General features: G+C 69.7%; 13 protein-coding genes. 3 read left to right on the top strand and 10 right to left on the bottom strand.

The window, feature by feature from the left end; genetic code table 11:
• The coding region (locus B0W80_RS10055) for a response regulator (RefSeq protein WP_179106870.1) at positions 1 to 3,241 on the top strand (3,241 nt) is incomplete at its 5' end.
• Positions 3,232 to 5,445, top strand: a complete 2,214-nt coding sequence (locus B0W80_RS10050) for a response regulator (protein ID WP_179106869.1) — start codon at positions 3,232 to 3,234, stop codon at positions 5,443 to 5,445. The genes B0W80_RS10055 and B0W80_RS10050, both read left to right, overlap by 10 nt.
• 79 nt (positions 5,446 to 5,524) lie before the next feature.
• Here the strand turns inward: B0W80_RS10050 and B0W80_RS10045 are convergent, their stop codons facing one another.
• From B0W80_RS10045 to B0W80_RS10020, 6 genes are all read right to left on the bottom strand, one after another.
• Complete coding sequence (locus tag B0W80_RS10045; RefSeq protein ID WP_076998987.1) at positions 5,525 to 5,893, bottom strand: response regulator; 369 nt, start codon at positions 5,891 to 5,893, stop codon at positions 5,525 to 5,527.
• Between the two features lie 96 nt (positions 5,894 to 5,989).
• Positions 5,990 to 7,270 carry a fumarylacetoacetase gene (gene fahA / locus B0W80_RS10040; RefSeq protein ID WP_076998986.1) on the bottom strand — a complete coding sequence of 427 codons (1,281 nt, stop codon included), beginning with the start codon at positions 7,268 to 7,270 and terminating at the stop codon, positions 5,990 to 5,992.
• A complete protein-coding gene (hmgA, locus tag B0W80_RS10035) occupies positions 7,267 to 8,562 on the bottom strand; it encodes a homogentisate 1,2-dioxygenase (protein ID WP_076998985.1) in 1,296 nt (431 codons plus the stop codon). The genes fahA and hmgA overlap by 4 nt, the downstream gene beginning before the upstream one ends.
• Before the next feature lie 49 nt (positions 8,563 to 8,611).
• Positions 8,612 to 8,827, bottom strand: coding sequence for a DUF2783 domain-containing protein (locus B0W80_RS10030; protein ID WP_256856529.1), 216 nt, complete (start codon positions 8,825 to 8,827; stop codon positions 8,612 to 8,614).
• Between the two features lie 12 nt (positions 8,828 to 8,839).
• Positions 8,840 to 10,498, bottom strand: coding sequence for an FAD-dependent oxidoreductase (locus B0W80_RS10025; protein ID WP_076998984.1), 1,659 nt, complete (start codon positions 10,496 to 10,498; stop codon positions 8,840 to 8,842).
• Between the two features lie 43 nt (positions 10,499 to 10,541).
• Positions 10,542 to 11,504: an MBL fold metallo-hydrolase gene (locus B0W80_RS10020; RefSeq protein WP_076998983.1), complete on the bottom strand. Its 963-nt coding sequence runs from the start codon at positions 11,502 to 11,504 to the stop codon at positions 10,542 to 10,544.
• A 135-nt stretch (positions 11,505 to 11,639) separates the two neighbouring features.
• Between B0W80_RS10020 and B0W80_RS10015 the strand changes: the two genes are divergently transcribed.
• Positions 11,640 to 12,470, top strand: a complete 831-nt coding sequence (locus B0W80_RS10015; RefSeq protein WP_076998982.1) for an IclR family transcriptional regulator — start codon at positions 11,640 to 11,642, stop codon at positions 12,468 to 12,470.
• A 109-nt stretch (positions 12,471 to 12,579) separates the two neighbouring features.
• On the opposite strand, the gene B0W80_RS10010 is transcribed toward B0W80_RS10015, so the two are convergent.
• The 4 genes from B0W80_RS10010 to B0W80_RS09995 form a co-directional block, all read right to left on the bottom strand.
• The gene (locus B0W80_RS10010; RefSeq protein ID WP_076998981.1) at positions 12,580 to 12,882 is read right to left on the bottom strand and encodes a CopG family ribbon-helix-helix protein; all 303 of its coding nucleotides are present in this window, start codon (positions 12,880 to 12,882) and stop codon (positions 12,580 to 12,582) included.
• Positions 12,883 to 12,927: 45 nt separating this feature from the next.
• On the bottom strand, positions 12,928 to 13,374 hold the full coding sequence (locus B0W80_RS10005; protein ID WP_083745282.1) for a GFA family protein: 447 nt from the start codon (positions 13,372 to 13,374) through the stop codon (positions 12,928 to 12,930).
• A gap of 59 nt (positions 13,375 to 13,433) precedes the next feature.
• Positions 13,434 to 13,781, bottom strand: coding sequence for a GFA family protein (locus tag B0W80_RS10000; protein ID WP_076998979.1), 348 nt, complete (start codon positions 13,779 to 13,781; stop codon positions 13,434 to 13,436).
• Positions 13,782 to 13,860: 79 nt separating this feature from the next.
• Positions 13,861 to 15,327 (bottom strand): DUF1501 domain-containing protein, encoded by a 1,467-nt coding sequence (locus tag B0W80_RS09995; protein WP_076998978.1) that lies wholly within the window; start codon positions 15,325 to 15,327, stop codon positions 13,861 to 13,863.
• Positions 15,328 to 15,335 lie beyond the last annotated feature (8 nt).

Raw genomic sequence — 15,335 nt, 5'->3', positions numbered from 1 at the left:
CCAGGTGCGCGGCATCGCCAAGGTGGTCACCGCCGTGGCCAACGGCGACCTGCAGCAAAAGCTGACGGTGGAGGCCAAGGGCGAGATCGCCGCGCTGGCCGACACCATCAACAGCATGACCGACACGCTGGCCACCTTCGCCGACCAGGTGACGAGCGTGGCGCGCGAGGTGGGTGTGGAAGGCAAGCTGGGCGGCCAGGCCAAGGTGCCCGGCGCGGCCGGCACCTGGAAGGGCCTGACCGAGAACGTGAACCAGCTGGCCGCCAACCTGACGACGCAGGTGCGGGCCATCGCCGAGGTGGCGACCGCGGTGACGCAGGGCGACCTGACCCGCTCGATCACGGTGGAGGCACGCGGCGAGGTGGCGGCGCTGAAGGACACCATCAACGAGATGATCCGCAACCTGAAGGACACCACGCAGAAGAACACCGAACAGGACTGGCTGAAGACCAACCTCGCGAAGTTCAGCCGCATGCTGCAGGGGCAGAAAGACCTGCTGACCGTGGGCCAGCTGATCCTGTCCGAGCTGGCCCCGGTGGTCGGCGCGCAGCAGGCCGAGTTCTACCTGCTCACCACCGCCGGCAGCACGCCGCGGCTCAAGCTCTTCGCGAGCTACGCCTCGGGCGGGCAGCACGTGCACGGCAAGGAGATCGAGCTGGGCCAGGGCCTGGTCGGTCAGTGCGCGGTGGAAAAGACCAAGATCCTGCTGACCAACGTGCCGAGCACGGCCTTCCGCATCGCGACCGGCCTGTCCGAGGGCACGGCCATGGACGTGATCGTGCTGCCGGTGGTCTTCGAGGGCGAGGTGCGCGGCGTGCTGGAGCTGGCGTCGCTGGAGCGCTTCAACCCGGCGCACCAGGCCTTCCTCGACCAGCTGACCGAATCGATCGGCATCGTGATCAACACCATCTCGGCCAACATGCGCACCGAGGACCTGCTGACGCAGTCGCAGTCGCTGGCCGAGGAGCTGCAGAACCGCCAACAGGAACTGCAACAAACCAACGAGGCGTTGCAGGAAAAGGCCCGCCTGCTGGTGCACCAGAACCAGGAGGTTGAGCGCAAGAACCAGGAAGTGGAACAGGCCCGCCAGGCGCTGGAGGAAAAGGCCGAGCAGCTCGCGCTCACCTCCAAGTACAAGTCCGAGTTCCTGGCCAACATGTCGCACGAGCTGCGCACGCCGCTCAACAGCCTGCTGATCCTGTCGGACCAGCTGTGCAAGAACAACGAGGGCAACCTGACGGCGCGCCAGGTGGAGTTCGCCAAGACCATCCACCTGTCGGGCAACGACCTGCTGATGCTGATCAACGACATCCTCGACCTGTCGAAGATCGAGTCGGGCACGGTCGCGGTGGAGCTCAGCGAGCTGCGGCTGGACGACCTGCAGCGCTCGGTGGAGCGCAGCTTCCGGCACGTGGCCGAGGCCAAGCACGTGGACTTCGACATCCGCACCCAGGGCCCGCTGCCGGACAGCATCGGCACCGACGTGAAGCGGCTGCAGCAGATCATCAAGAACCTGCTGTCGAACGCCTTCAAGTTCACGCACCGGGGCTCGGTGGCGCTCACCATCGCCACGGTGGACAGCGGCTGGTCGGCCGACAACGAAAGCCTCGACCGGGCCGGCCGGGTGATTGCGTTCTCGGTGTCGGACACGGGCATCGGCATCTCGCCCGACAAGCAGCAGATCGTCTTCGAGGCCTTCCAGCAGGCCGACGGCTCGACCTCGCGCAAGTACGGCGGCACCGGGCTGGGCCTGGCGATCAGCCGTGAGCTGGCGCGGCTGCTGGGCGGCGAGATCCGCCTGGCGAGCGTGCCCGGTGAAGGCAGCACCTTCACGCTGTACCTGCCGCACAGCTACGCCGCATCGCGCGGCACGCGGCTGGGCCGGCGCCACGCCGACGGCCGCGCCGAAGCCAGGGCCGAAGCGAGGACCGAAGCGCGCAAGCCGCCACGGCGCGCGCCGGCGGCCCCGCCGGTGCCCGGCACGGTGCAGGTCGACGGCGACGTCACGGCCGAGCTGCTGGCCGGCCTCAACATCGCCGAGGACGACCGCGACAACATCCTGGCTGGCGAGAAGGTGCTGCTGGTGGTGGAGAACGACCTGGCCTTCGCCAAGATGCTGCTGCAGGCGGCCCGCCGCGGCGGCTTCAAGGGGCTGGTGAGCACCAGCGGCGCCGGCGCACTGGCGCTGGCACGCGACCACCGGCCGGACCTGATCACGCTCGACATCTTCCTGCCCGACATGGAAGGCTGGCGCATCCTCGAGCGGCTCAAGGCCGACCTGGCGACGCGCCACATCCCGGTGTGCGTGGTGTCGACCGACGACGCGCGCGAGCGCGCGCTCGAGTCGGGCGCCGTCGGCTTCCTGGCCAAGCCGCTGCAGTCCATCGACGAAGTCGACCTCGCGCTGGGCCCGCTGCGCCGCTACGTCGAGGCGCCTGTGCGCCGGCTGCTGGTGGCGATGGCGCCCTCGCCGCTGCGCACCCGCTACATCGACGCGCTGCCCGGCGGCGAGGTCGACGTGGTGCTGGCCGACAGCGCCGAGGCGGCACGCGAGGCCCTGCGCACGCAGGAACTCGACGGCCTGGCCACCGACGGCCTGGTGCCCGGGCTGCGCCGCGACGACATCGCCGAGGGCCTGGAAGGCCGGCACGACGCGACGCGGCCGTTGCCGGTGCTGTTCTACAACCCGTCGCCCGAGCAGCCGGTGCCGGGCTGGGAGCGCGGCGCCGGCGGCCCGGCGCTGCGTGCGGCGGAGTCGCTGGAGCAGCTGCTCGATGCCACGGCCCTGGTGCTCCACCGCCATGCGGAGCGGCTGTCCGAAGCCGAACGGCGCGCGGTCGAGGCGATGCACCAGGCCACCGGCTCGCTGGCCGGCCGCAAGGTGCTGATCGTGGACGACGACATGCGCAACATCTTCGCGCTGGCCGCGGTGCTGGACGCGCAGGGCATGAACATCGTGTCGGCCGAGAACGGGCGCGACGCGATCCGGCTGGTGCAGCAGGACCCGGGCATCGACATCGTGCTGATGGACATCATGATGCCGGAGATGGACGGCATGCAGACCATGCGCGAACTGCGCCGCCTGCCGCGCGGCAAGCAGCTGCCGCTGGTGGCGGTGACGGCCAAGGCGATGAAGGGCGACCGCGAGAAGTGCATCGAGGCCGGCGCGTGGGACTACCTGTCGAAGCCGGTGGACACGGCGCACCTGCTGGCCGTGTTGCGAGGCTGGCTGTGCAAATAGACGACGACCCGTCGGACTTCGCGGCCCTCCCCGATGGGGAAAAGGCCAGCATCCTGGTGGTGGACGACCTGCCCGAGAAGCTGCTGGTGTTCCGCACCGTGCTCGAAGAGCTGGGGCAAGATTTGGTGCTTGTGCGCTCGGGCGCCGACGCGCTGCGCGAGATCCTGCAGCGCGAGTTCGCCGTGATCCTGCTCGACGTGAACATGCCCGGCATCGACGGCTTCGAGACCGCGACGCTGATCCGCCAGCACCGGCGCTGCGCGCACACGCCGATCATCTTCATCACCTCGTATGCCGACGAGATGCAGCAGGCGCGCGGCTATTCGCTGGGCGCGGTCGACTACATCCTGTCGCCGGTGGTGCCGGAGATCCTGCGCGGCAAGGTGTCGGTGTTCGTGTCGCTCTACCTGATGCAGCGCCAGGTGCGCCGCCAGGCCGATGCGCGCGCCGCGGTGGCGGCGGCTCAGACGGCGCGCCGCGCGGCCGAGGAGAACGACCGGCGCTCGGCCTTCCTGGCCGACGCCAGCCGCGCGCTCGGCGGCTCGCTGCAGATCGAGATCGCGATGGAGCAGCTCGCGGCCCTGCTGGTGCCGCGGCTCGCGCCGCTGGCGCTGGTGCTGGCGAGCGACCCCGAACTCGGCGCCGGCGCGCTCCGGGCCGCGGCCCAGGCCGCCGACGAAGCGTGGCCGCGGCTGGTGGCCGCCTCGGACGCGGCGCTGCCCGACGGCGTGCGCGCTGCCTTGCGCGAGGCGTCGGAAGGCCGGCGGCACGTGCGCATCGACGCGCCGGCGCTGGCGCAACTGGCCGGCGCCCTGCTCGGCCCGTCGAAGCCGGTGGCGCTCGGCGCGGGCATGGTGGTGCCGCTGACGAGCGGCGAGCGCACGCTGGGCGCGGTGCTCGTGGCCGGCCCGGCCGAGGGCGATGGGCCGGACCTCGGCCTGGTCGACGAGCTGGCCGCGCGGGCCGGCGCGGCTTTCGAGAACGCGCGGCTCTACCGCAGCCTGCAGGCCGCGCAGGAGGAGCTGCAGCGCGCCAACCGCCGCAAGGACGAGTTCCTGGCCATGATGTCGCACGAGCTGCGCAACCCGCTGGCGCCCATCCACACCGCGGTGGAGGTGATCCGCCGCGTCGGAACACCGCATCCCAAGGTCGACTGGGCGCTGGACATCGCCGAGCGCCAGCTGCGGCAGCTGACGCGGCTGATCGAGGAACTGCTCGACGTGGCCCGCATCAGCCAGGGCAAGATCGTGCTGAAGCGGCAGACGCTGGACCTGCGCAGCGTGATCACGCAGAGCGTGGAGACGGTGCAGCCTTTCATCGACGGACGCCGCCAGCACCTGGCCGTGACGCTGCCGCGCGAGCCGGCCTGGGTGGCCGGCGACACCGCGCGGCTCACGCAGGTGATCGCCAACCTGCTGCACAACGCCGCGAAGTACAGCCCCGACGACACCGACATCGCGCTGGCCTGCGCCGTGGACCAGGGCGAGGTCGTCGTCTCGGTGCGCGACCAGGGCATGGGCATCGATGCCGCGCTGCTGCCGCGCATCTTCGACCTGTTCGAGCAAGGCGAGCGCGGCCTCGACCGCATGCAGGGTGGGCTCGGTGTCGGCCTGACATTGGCGCGGCGGCTGACCGAAATGCACGGCGGACGGATCGAGGCACACAGCGAGGGTCACAACCACGGCTCCGAATTCCGGCTGTGGCTGCCTTGCACGGCCGGGCCGGCGCTGGCGCCCGCGCCCGCCGCCGCCGCTGCGGCCGCCGCGCTAAGGGCCGACGCGCTGCGCGTGCTGGTGGTCGACGACAACCAGGACGCGGCCGCCGGCATCGCGGCAGTGCTGGAGCTGGAAGGACACGTGGTCCGCATCGCTGCCGACGGCCAGCAGGCGCTCGCCGCCCTCGCCGCCCACCAACCCGAGGCGGTGGTGCTCGACATCGGCCTGCCGCTGCTCGACGGCTACGAGGTGGCGCGCCGCATGCGCGCGATGCCGGAAGGCAAGGCGCTGCTGCTGATCGCCCTGACCGGCTACGGGCAGCGGGAAGATCGCAAGACGGCGTTCAAGGCCGGCTTCGACCACCACTTCGTCAAGCCGGCCGACGCGCAGGGCCTGCTGGCCTGCATCCGGCAATGGTCCGTGGGCCGCGCGGGGCACAACGGCAACATCAACAGCAGCAACAACGGGGCGGAGAACGCTGCGGCCTGATGCCCGTCAGGGGCTCGGGATGGCGCTCAGCGATCGAGCGGGCTGGACCGGCTGGACCGGCTGGACCACCTGAGCGACCTCAGCGGGCCGGCGCCGCCGCGAGCATGCGATCGAGTGCCTCGAAGTCGATGGGCTTCTGCAGATGGTGATCGAACAGGCCGGGCGTGGCTGCATCGCCGGCGTCTTCCAGGCCCAGCCCCGAAACAGCGACCAGGAGCATGGGGCGTTCGCCGGCAGCGGCACGCAGGCGGCGGGCGAGTTCGGCGCCGGAGAAGTCCGGCAGCACCAGATCGACCAGTGCGGCGTCGAAGGGGGTGGTGGCGGCAGTCGCGGCATCCAGCGCGGCCTGTGCCGTGTAGCTGCAATGGACCGCGTGGTCCTCCAGGGCGAGCAGTTCCCGCAGCAGGTCGGCCGCGGCCTTGTTGTCATCGACGATCAGCACATTCACGGCGGGGTCCTTACGAGGCAAGCACGCCAGTATCGCAGGGGTCGGGAACGGGAGCGTAGGAAAAGGCCCCGTCCCGCCTCGACACGGTGCAATCCCCTACAGCGCCGGTTCCACTGTGCCGCTCACTTCCCCGAGCCCGATGCGCACCGCGCCTTCGCGTTCGCAGAAGCCGCGCAGGATCAGCGTGTCGCCGTCCTCGAGGAAACTGCGGCGCTCGCCGTTGGGCAGCTCGACCTGCTGCTTGCCGCCGAGCGTGAGTTCCAGCAGCGAGCCGGCTTCGTCGGGCTTCGGCCCGGACAGCGTGCCGGAACCCAGCAGGTCGCCGGGCTGCAGGTTGCAGCCGTTCACCGTGTGGTGGGTGATCAGCTGGGCGGCCGTCCAATAGGCCGCATCGCGCACGTTGCCGCGGGTGAGCCGCACCGGCGCCTCGCCGGCCTCGCGCATCTTCGCGGTCTGCAGCAGCACTTCGAGCACGATGTCGAGGGCGCCGGCCGCGCTGTTGACGGGCGCGTCCAGGTAAGGCAACGGCTGCGGGTCGCCGGCCGGGCGCGCGAAGGGCGCGCGAAACGGCGCCAGCGCCTCCATGGTCACGATCCAGGGCGACAGCGTGCTGGCGAAGTTCTTCGACAGGAAGGGGCCCAGCGGCTGGTATTCCCAGGCCTGGATGTCGCGCGCCGACCAGTCGTTGAGCAGGGTCACGCCGAAGAGGTGCGCCTCGGCCTGTGCGATGGGAATGGGCTGGCCCAGCGCGTTGCCCTGCCCGACCAGGAAGCCGAGTTCCAGCTCGTAGTCGAGCCGCTTCGAGGGGCCGAAGCTCGGCGTCTTGGCATCCGGCGCCTTGGTCTGGCCCTGCGGCCGGCGAAAGCGCTGGCCCGAAATGCCGATGGACGAGGCGCGGCCGTGGTAGCCGATCGGCACCCACTGGTAGTTGGGCAGCAGCGGCTCGTCGGGCCGGAACAGGCTGCCGACGGTGCGGGCATGGTGGATGCCGGTGTAGAAGTCGGTGTAGTCGCCGATGCGGCAGGGCACAGTGAGCTCCACCGCCGACTGCGGCAGCAGGGCTTTCGACCAGGCGGCCTGCTGGTCGCTGCCCTCGGCCAGGCCGGCGGAGATGGCGGCACGCAGGTGCTGGCGCGCCTCGCGGGTGTGGCCCATCAGCGCGTTCATGTCCTCGTCGCCGATGAGGCCGGTGGCACGCAGGTCCAGCACCTGGTCGCCGATGGCGACGCCGATGCGGAAGGCATCGCTGCTGCCGGAGGGCCTGAAGCGGCCGAAGGGCAGGTTCTGGATCGGGAAGTCGCAGCCCGGCTGGTTGGCCGAAGCGACCCAGCTGCGCAGCGCCGGGTCGTGGGTGGGATTGAGCGCGTCGGGGTTCATGGCTTGAATTGGTCCTTGAGGCCGGCCCAGCAGTCGGCGTAGTCGGTGTCGAGCGCCGGGCTTTGCAGGGCCCAGGCGCTCGGGATGAAGCGGAAGCGGCTCTCGAACATGAAGGCCAGCGTGTTGTCGAGCTTCTGCGGCTTCAGGTCGGCGTGGCTCGCCTTCTCGAACGCTTCTTCGTCGGGGCCGTGCGGCACCATCGCGTTGTGCAGGCTGGCACCGCCGGGCTTGAAGCCGCCGGGCTTGGCGTCGTACTCGCCGTACACCAGGCCCATGAACTCGCTCATGAGGTTGCGGTGGTACCAGGGCGGACGGAAGGTGTCTTCCATCACCAGCCAGCGCGGCGGGAAGATCACGAAGTCGCAGTTGGCCGTGCCGGGCGTGTCCGAGGGCGAGGTCAGCACGGTGAAGATCGACGGGTCCGGGTGGTCGAAGCTGATCGAGCCGATGGTCATGAAGTTGGCCGTGTCGTACTTCACCGGCGACAGGTTGCCGTGCCAGGCGACCACGTTGAAGGGCGACTGCTTCATCGGCGCGCGCCACAGGCGGCCCGACGATTTCTTGACCAGCTCGTAGGGGCCGGTGTCGGTCTCGAAGGCGGCCACGGGCGCGAGGAAGTCGCGCGCGTTCGCCAGGCCGTTGGAGCCGATCGGGCCCAGCTCGGGCAGGCGGAATTGGGCGCCGTAGTTTTCGCAGAGGTAGCCGCGCGAGGGGCCATCGGGCAGGCCGACCTTGAACACGACCCCACGCGGCACGACCGCGATCTCGCCGGGCTTGAGCTCGAGCACGCCCATTTCGGTGGTCAGCACCACGCGGCCCTGCTGCGGCACGAAGAGCATTTCGCCGTCGGCGTTGACGAAGGCGCGGCGCTCCATCGAGCGGTTGGCCAGGTAGACGTGCGCGGCCAGGCCCGTCTGCGCCTCGGCGTCGCCGTTGGCCGCGAGCGTGCGCACGCCGTCGACGAAATCGACCTCGGCGTTCTCCAGCGGGATCGGGTGCCAGCGCAGCGGCTCGGGTGCGAGCACGACCTCGCGGTCGGGTCCGGTCTGCCACCACTGCTGTGCATAGCTCTGGTAGCGGCCCGAGACCACCGAGGGCTGGCGGCGGTACATCCAGGTGCGCCGGTTCTCGTGCCGCGGCGCGGTGAAGGCAGTGCCCGAGATCAGCTCGGGGTACAGGTCGTGCGGCGCGCGCTGCGGGCTGTTGCGGCCCTGCGGCAGGGCGCCCGGAACGGCCTCGGTGGCGTGTTCGTTGCCGAAGCCGCTCTGGTAGCGCAATGCATCGGTGCTCATGGATTTCCTTTGTCGATCGATTCGATTCGGTTCGGTCGCCGATGCCGGGTCAGCCGCGCGCCGCCGCCAAGGCTTCGCGCAGCACCGGCAGCGAACCGATGTGGTTGGCCAGCACCAGCACCAGGCGCGCATTGAAGGCATGGCTGTCCTTGATCGACAGGCCCTGGTGGGCGTCGAGCAGGGCCTCGTAGAAATCGTCCGGTGCGTCGAGGTGCGGCGTGAGGATCAGGTGCGTGCCGTCGGGCGCGTTCATGGCGGTGGTCATGTCGTGGTCCTCTCAAGACTTGGCGAGCGCGCGGGCGTGTGCGCCGCGGATGGCGGCGGCCGTCGGGCTGCGCCAGCGCGCGCACACGTGCTGGTCGGGGCGCAGCAGGTAGGTGGTGCCGGGGCGTGCGTCGTAGCGCTGCGCGGCCAGCGCATGGGCTTCGTCGAGCGGCACGCGCACGACCGCGGCAGGAACGTCGGATTCGGCCAGCGCGCGCAGGCTGGCATCGGCGGCGGCACCGTCGCCGAAGACCAGTGCGGCGAAGCGGCCGTCGGCGCCGATCGCGTCCAGCAGCCAGCCGCCCGCGGCCGCGGGCGCATCGGCCGCCACCGCGCCGGGCAGCATACGCCCCGCGAAATCGTCGACGTCGGGCGTACCGAGCGTCGAGCCATGCAGCGTGGCAGGCACCGAGAGCCGGCCGCTGTTGACCAGCGAATGCGCGAAGGCATGGCGCCGGGCCAGTTGCAGCACGGCGTCGCGGTAGAGCCGGCTCACGTCGCTCTTGGGCGTGATGAAGTCGGTGGCGCGCGTGGAGTTGCGGATGTTCTCGTCGGCGGCGTATTCGCGCTCGCGGGCGTAGCTGTCGAGCAGTGCTTCGGGCGCTTCGCCCTGCACCACCGCCGCGAGCTTCCAGCCCAGGTTGTCGGCGTCCTGCACGCCCGAGTTGGCGCCGCGTGCGCCGAAGGGCGACACGCCGTGCGCCGAGTCGCCCGCGAACAGCACGCGGCCGTGGCGGAAGGCATCCATGCGCTGGCAGGCGAAGGTGTAGACGCTGGCCCATTCGAGCTCGAACTCGGCGTCCTTGAAGGGCGAGGCTTCCAGCAGCGCCTTGACGCGCGGGATGATGTTCTCGGGCCGCTTCTCGGCCTCGGGGTCGGCGTCCCAGCCGAGCTGGAAGTCGACGCGCCAGATGCCGTCGGGCTGCATGTGCAGCAGCACGCTCTGGTTGCGGTGGAAGGGCGGGTCGAACCAGAACCAGCGCTCGGCCGGGAAGTCGGCCTTCATCTTCACGTCGGCGATCAGGAAGCGGTCCTTGAAGACACGGCCCTTGCTCTCCTGGCCGATCAGCTGGCGCACCGCGGAGCGGGAACCGTCGCAGGCGGCCAGCCAGCCGGCCTGCAGGCTGTAGGTGCCCTCGGGCGTTTCGACCGTCAGCAGCGTGTGGTCGGCATGCTGCTCGACGCCGACGACCTTGTGGCTCCAGCGGATGTCCAGGCCGGGCAGCTCGGCCGCGCGCTCGGCCAGGTAGCCCTCGACGTAGAACTGCTGCAGGTTGACGAAGGCCGGGCGGTGGTGGCCCGGCTCGGGCAGCAGGTCGAACTCGTAGATCTGCGCGTCCTGCAGGAAGACGCGGCCGAGCTTCCACGACACGCCCTTGGCCGTCATGCGCTCGCCGCAGCCGAGCCGGTCGAAGATCTCCAGCGAGCGCTTGGCGAAGCAGATGGCGCGGGAGCCGGTGGAAAGCTTGTTGTCGTTGTCCAGCAGCACCACCGGCACCCGGCGCTGGGCGAGGTCGATGGCCAGCGCCAGGCCGACGGGGCCGGCACCGACGATCACGACCGGGTGGTGGGCGGGTGCGGCGGCGTCCTGGTCGGGATGGTGGCGGTAGTCGTAGCGCAGGGACTGGTAGTCGATCTGCGCTGCGGCGGGGGCATCGGCGACTGCGTTCACGTTCTTGTCTCCGTCTGTCTTCTCGTCTTGCCCTTGGCCCCGATCAGCCTTCCAGCGTCTTCCACATCTCGACGTCGCGCTCGGCGGTCCACACGCGCGGGTCGGCGTACTTCGTCGCCTCGTCGTAGCAGCGCGTCACGTCGAAGGGCATGCAGTGGTCGAAGATGACCCAGTGGCCGTACTTGGGCTTGAGCTTGGCGTAGGTGTCCTTGTAGACGGCGTTCAGGTCCTTGCCGGCCTTCGCGCCTTCGGACACGCTGGCATACACGTCGGCGATGAAATCGCGCGTGCCGGCCAGGCCCTTGGCCACTTCTTCGGGCGTGGTGAGCGCGGCGCCGCGGCCGGGCACCAGGGCCTTGGGCTTCAGGGCGGCAATGTTGTCGAGGGTTTGCGGCCAGTCCTTGAAGTAGGCGTCGCCGGCATAGGGCGTGGCGTCGAACTCGACCAGGTCGCCCGACAGCAGGGCCTTTTCGCCCGGCAGCCAGACCACGGTGTCGCCCTTGGTGTGGCCGCGGCCGAGCTGCAGCAGCTGCACCTCGAGCTTGCCCAGCCACAGGGTCATCTTGCCGGTGAAGGTCATGGTCGGCCAGGTCATGCCCGCGGGCACGGTCTCGACGTTCTGGAACAGGCGCGGGAAACGGCCGATCTCGCTGGCCTTGTCCTCTTCGCCGCGCTCGACGATCAGGTCGTAGGTGTCCTGGCTCGCCAGGATCTGCTGCGGCTGGTAGGCGCTCGCGCCCAGCACGCGCACGGCGTGGTAATGGGTGAGCACCACGTACTTGATGGGCTTGTCGGTCACTTCGCGAATGCGGCGGATCACGTCGGCCGCCATGGCCGGGGTGGCCTGGGTGTCGGCCACCAGCACGGCGTCGTCGCCGATCACGATGCCGGTGTTCGGGTCGCCCTCGGCCGTGTAGGCCCAGGCGTGCTCCGAGATCTGGCTGAAGGTGACTTTCTTTTCTTCGAGGTCGGCCTGGCTGGCGAAGGCTTTGTTGGACTGGGTCATCGGGGGTCTCCTGTGGATTCGTCTGAAACAGATTCGTCTAAAACAAACTGATTTGCATGGAACGAACGGGCGGAGTGTAGTCCGCTTTTTGGATCATGTCTAATGCCTTCCGCATGAACGAACGACGGAGCGGCCATGGCCACTGACAACGGCGACCGCGCACAGCGCGGCATCCAGAGCATCGAGGTGGGCGGCCAACTGCTGCGTGCCCTGGTGCACCACGGCCGGCCGATGGCGCTGAAGGACCTGGCCCGCGAGGCCGACATGTCGGCCGCCAAGGCGCACCCCTACATGGTCAGCTTCGGCAGGCTCGGCTTGATCGAGCAGGACCGCGCCAGCGGCCACTATCTGCTCGGACCGCTGGCCTTGCAACTGGGGTTGATCAGCCTGCAGCAGGCCGATCCGGTGCACGTCGCGACGCCGCTCGTCGAGTCGCTCGCGCAGGAGATCGGCCACACGACCGCCATCGCCGTGTGGGGCGACCGAGGCGCCACCATCGTGCGGGTGGCCGAGTCGCCGGCCGCGCTGCACATGAGCATGCGGCATGGCACCGTGTTCTCGCTGACCAGCACGGCATCGGGCCGGCTCTTCGGCGCCTACCTGCCGGCCGAGGAAGCGCAGCGCATGCTGGAGCAGGAGCGACGCCGCGAGAAGAAGAGCGCCAGCGCCGCGCCCCGGCGCCACGTCGGCATGCCGCCGGCCCCGCCGCTGCCGGACTGGAAAGGCTTCGAGGCCCAGCTGCACGCCGTGCGCGAGCACGGCATGAGCCGCTCCGACGGCGAGATCGTGCCGGGAGTCAGCGCCATGTCGGCCCCGGTGTTCGACCACACCGGCGCGATCGCGCTGGCGATCACGGCGATCGGCACGACGGCCGTGTTCGATGCGAGCTGGGACGGGCCGGTGGCCGTGGCGCTGAAGCGGTGTGCGGGCGAGGTGTCGGAGCGCTTGGGGGCGCTGCGGCGCTGAGTCCGGATCAGTACCCTGCCTCGCCCTGGTGCCGGATTGCCAGCACGGTCACCACGTCCGTGTCTTCGTCATACCGGTACAACGTCACGCAGCGCCGCAGGCGCGAACCTCACTTGTGCCATTCAGGCGGCGGCAACTCGTCATCCGTGCCCCAACTCTCGAGCCAGGCGGAGACCTCCTGCTCGGTCGCGTGGAGCCCGGTGCTTTGCAACTCTTCCCATGCGGCAACGGCCTGCTTGCGCATCTCCTGGCGCTTTTCCTCTCGCTCCACGTATTCCGCAATCGCCTCTCGCATGAGCCAATGCGGCGAGCGATGGCGTGCGTCGGCCAGCCGTTCAAGGCGCCCCTTGAGCACCGGATCGAGTTCGATGGGAGCTGGCGCAGTCGGCGAAGAGGGGCGCGCAGGAGTCATGCCTGCTACTTTACCCGCCCTCCAACCCGACGATCATGGCGAGAATCAGCCCCGCTCGGCCCGCTCGACGCGCGCAGCCTTGAGTGCCCGCCCCCGCTCCAGGCTCTCCGCCGGCCAATGCTCCGAGCTCTTGTAGTACTCCTGCACCGCCGGCACGCCATCGGGCAACTGCACCCAGGGCTGCTTCGACATCGTGAAGATGTGGATGTCCGGCGGCAGGTGGTCCGGCATGTCCAGGGTGCCGACGCGCACGAAGCAAACCGCTTCGCCGGAGCCGGCGTAGTGGCTCCACAGCGCCACGCGGCATCGCGGGCAGCGCGCGACCTTCTGGCCTTTGCCGCTCAGCGACGGGGTGTCGACCAGCTCGACATCGCCCTGCAAGCGCTCCATGCGATCGGCCTCGATCATGGCGTTGAGCGCGAACGCGCTGCCGGATTCGCGCTGGCACCAGCGGCAGTGGCAGCAGTTGACGAAGAGCGGCCGCGTGCGCATGCGGTAGCGCACCGCGCCGCACGTGCAGCCGCCGTCGAGCGGATAGGGCGGCTCGGCACTCACTTGGACCGGCCGTCGAAGTGCTGCACCGGCACCTTGTCGAGATCCACGCCGTCCAGGCAGCGGATGTTGATCGCGGCCATCTTGTTGCCCTTGGGGTCGGTGCCTTCGCCGAAAGGATGGATGCCGCAGACCGGGCAGAAGCGGTGCGAGATCACGTGCTTGTTGAACAGGTAGGTGCTCATGTCCTCGGCCGGCGTCTTGAGCGCGAGCTTGTCGTGCGGCACGAACCACATCAGCGAGCCCTTACGCTGGCAGATGGAGCAGTTGCAGGCCATCGCGCCCTGGATCTCGCCTTCGACCTCGAAGGCGATCCGGCCGCAGTGGCAGCTTCCTTGGTATGTCATCGATGTCTCCAAAGAATGTTGCGCGGACTGCGGAGTATGCGGACCGAGCGCGGCGGCGTCTGTAGGCTTTCGCCCGAGCTCAGGTCATGAACCCGACGTTCTTGGGGTAGTTGATGCCGTTGGCGCTGCCGCCGAAATTCTTGAGGTTGGGCAAGATGCTTTCCAAGCTGCCGGCGGGCACGCCGAACCAGCTGGCCAGGGTGCCGCCGTACTGGTCGACCGAGGTGGTGGGAATCAGCCGCCCCTGCCCCACGTGGCCCTCGTAGCCGGCCAGCTTCGCGTCGTTGTTGATGCTGACCACCTGCGGCGTGCCGTAGATCTGCTTGCCCTTGACGGCGCCGCCGACGATGAAGTGGTGGCTGCCCCAGCCGTGGTCGGAACCGTCGCCGTTGGTGGCCAGGGTGCGGCCGAAGTCGGAGGCGGTGAAGGCCGTGACCTTGTCCGCCAGGCCGAGCGCCACCGTCTGCCGGTAGAACGCGGCCAGCGCGTCGCTGAGCTGCTTCATCAGGCCGGGCTGGCTGGCGATCAGGTTGTCGTGCAGGTCGAAGCCGCCCATCGAGACGAAGAACACCTGGCGCTTGGCGCCCAGCGTGTTGCGGCCGCGGATGAGGCGCGCGACCATCTTGAGCTGGTTGCCCAGGTTGGTGGCCGGGAACACGCCGGCCGCGTAGTCGGTGCCGATGGCCGTGGTGACGCTGCCCTCGGCCTCCACCGCGCGCTTGGTGATGCGGGTGTACTCGTTCTCGAGCGCATGGCCGCGGGCCTGCTGCACCATCTGCGCCATCGCGGCCTTGACGGTGCTCGAACCGTAGACGTTGCCGCCGGTCACGCTGTTGATGCGCACCGCGCCGCCGGTGCTCACCTGGTACTGCAGCGCCGTGTCGCCCGACAGGAACACCGCATTGCCCGACACCGACATGCAGGTGAAGAGCGAGTTGCTGTTCTGCCCGAGCATCAGGTCGCCGATGTTGCCGCCCCAGCCTACCGTGGAGCCCTCGGGCGACGAAGACTGCCAGGTCGACTGCTGGTCGTTGTGCGAGAAGAGCTTGGGCGGCACCGGGTACGTCTTGCGGTTGCCGGTGTTGTACTGGGCCCGCGTGAGCGGCACCACGAGCGGGCCGACGTTGAGTTGCACCGCGGCCTTGGCGTCGGTGTTGAACAGTGATGCCAGCTCGGTCATCGACGGATGCAGCGCGTACTGCCGTGCCTCGGGCAAGGCCGTGGTCGGTGCCAGCAGCGTGGGCGTGAGGTCGGCCTTGGCGATGGCGACGCCGCCGGCCGTCTGCCCGGCACCGCCGCCGCGGATCGTGCTGTAGGCGTTGTAGCTGGCGTCGTCGTAGGTGACGACGGTGTTCGCGTAGTCGTTGCCGCCGAACAGGAAGACGCAGACCAGCGCCTTGTAGTCGTCGCCGGCGGCCTGCGCGGCGGCTTCGCCCATGGCGGCCAGGTTGAGCGCGAAGGGCAGCGCGGTGCCGGTCAGGGCCAGCTGGCCGGAGCGGCGCAGAAAGGCGCGGCGGGTGTGGGCCTCGGAGTCGATCAGGTGCATCGCGCGTT

Source organism: Variovorax sp. KK3 (genome assembly GCF_001984055.1).
Lineage (GTDB): Bacteria > Pseudomonadota > Gammaproteobacteria > Burkholderiales > Burkholderiaceae_C > Variovorax.
Note: the sequence above shows the minus strand (reverse complement) of the source record. Positions and strands in the feature narration are given on the sequence as shown.

Excerpts from the sequence above, each read along its gene's own strand:
- B0W80_RS09995 (WP_076998978.1), bottom strand. The coding sequence starts at position 15,327 with ATGCACCTGATCGACTCCGAGGCCCACACCCGCCGCGCCTTTCTGCGC.
- B0W80_RS10015 (WP_076998982.1), top strand. The coding sequence starts at position 11,640 with ATGGCCACTGACAACGGCGACCGCGCACAGCGCGGCATCCAGAGCATC.
- B0W80_RS10010 (WP_076998981.1), bottom strand. The coding sequence starts at position 12,882 with ATGACTCCTGCGCGCCCCTCTTCGCCGACTGCGCCAGCTCCCATCGAA.
- fahA (WP_076998986.1), bottom strand. The coding sequence starts at position 7,270 with ATGAACCCCGACGCGCTCAATCCCACCCACGACCCGGCGCTGCGCAGC.
- B0W80_RS10030 (WP_256856529.1), bottom strand. The coding sequence starts at position 8,827 with ATGACCACCGCCATGAACGCGCCCGACGGCACGCACCTGATCCTCACG.
- B0W80_RS10020 (WP_076998983.1), bottom strand. The coding sequence starts at position 11,504 with ATGACCCAGTCCAACAAAGCCTTCGCCAGCCAGGCCGACCTCGAAGAA.
- B0W80_RS10005 (WP_083745282.1), bottom strand. The coding sequence starts at position 13,374 with ATGCGCACGCGGCCGCTCTTCGTCAACTGCTGCCACTGCCGCTGGTGC.
- hmgA (WP_076998985.1), bottom strand. The coding sequence starts at position 8,562 with ATGAGCACCGATGCATTGCGCTACCAGAGCGGCTTCGGCAACGAACAC.
- B0W80_RS10000 (WP_076998979.1), bottom strand. The coding sequence starts at position 13,781 with ATGACATACCAAGGAAGCTGCCACTGCGGCCGGATCGCCTTCGAGGTC.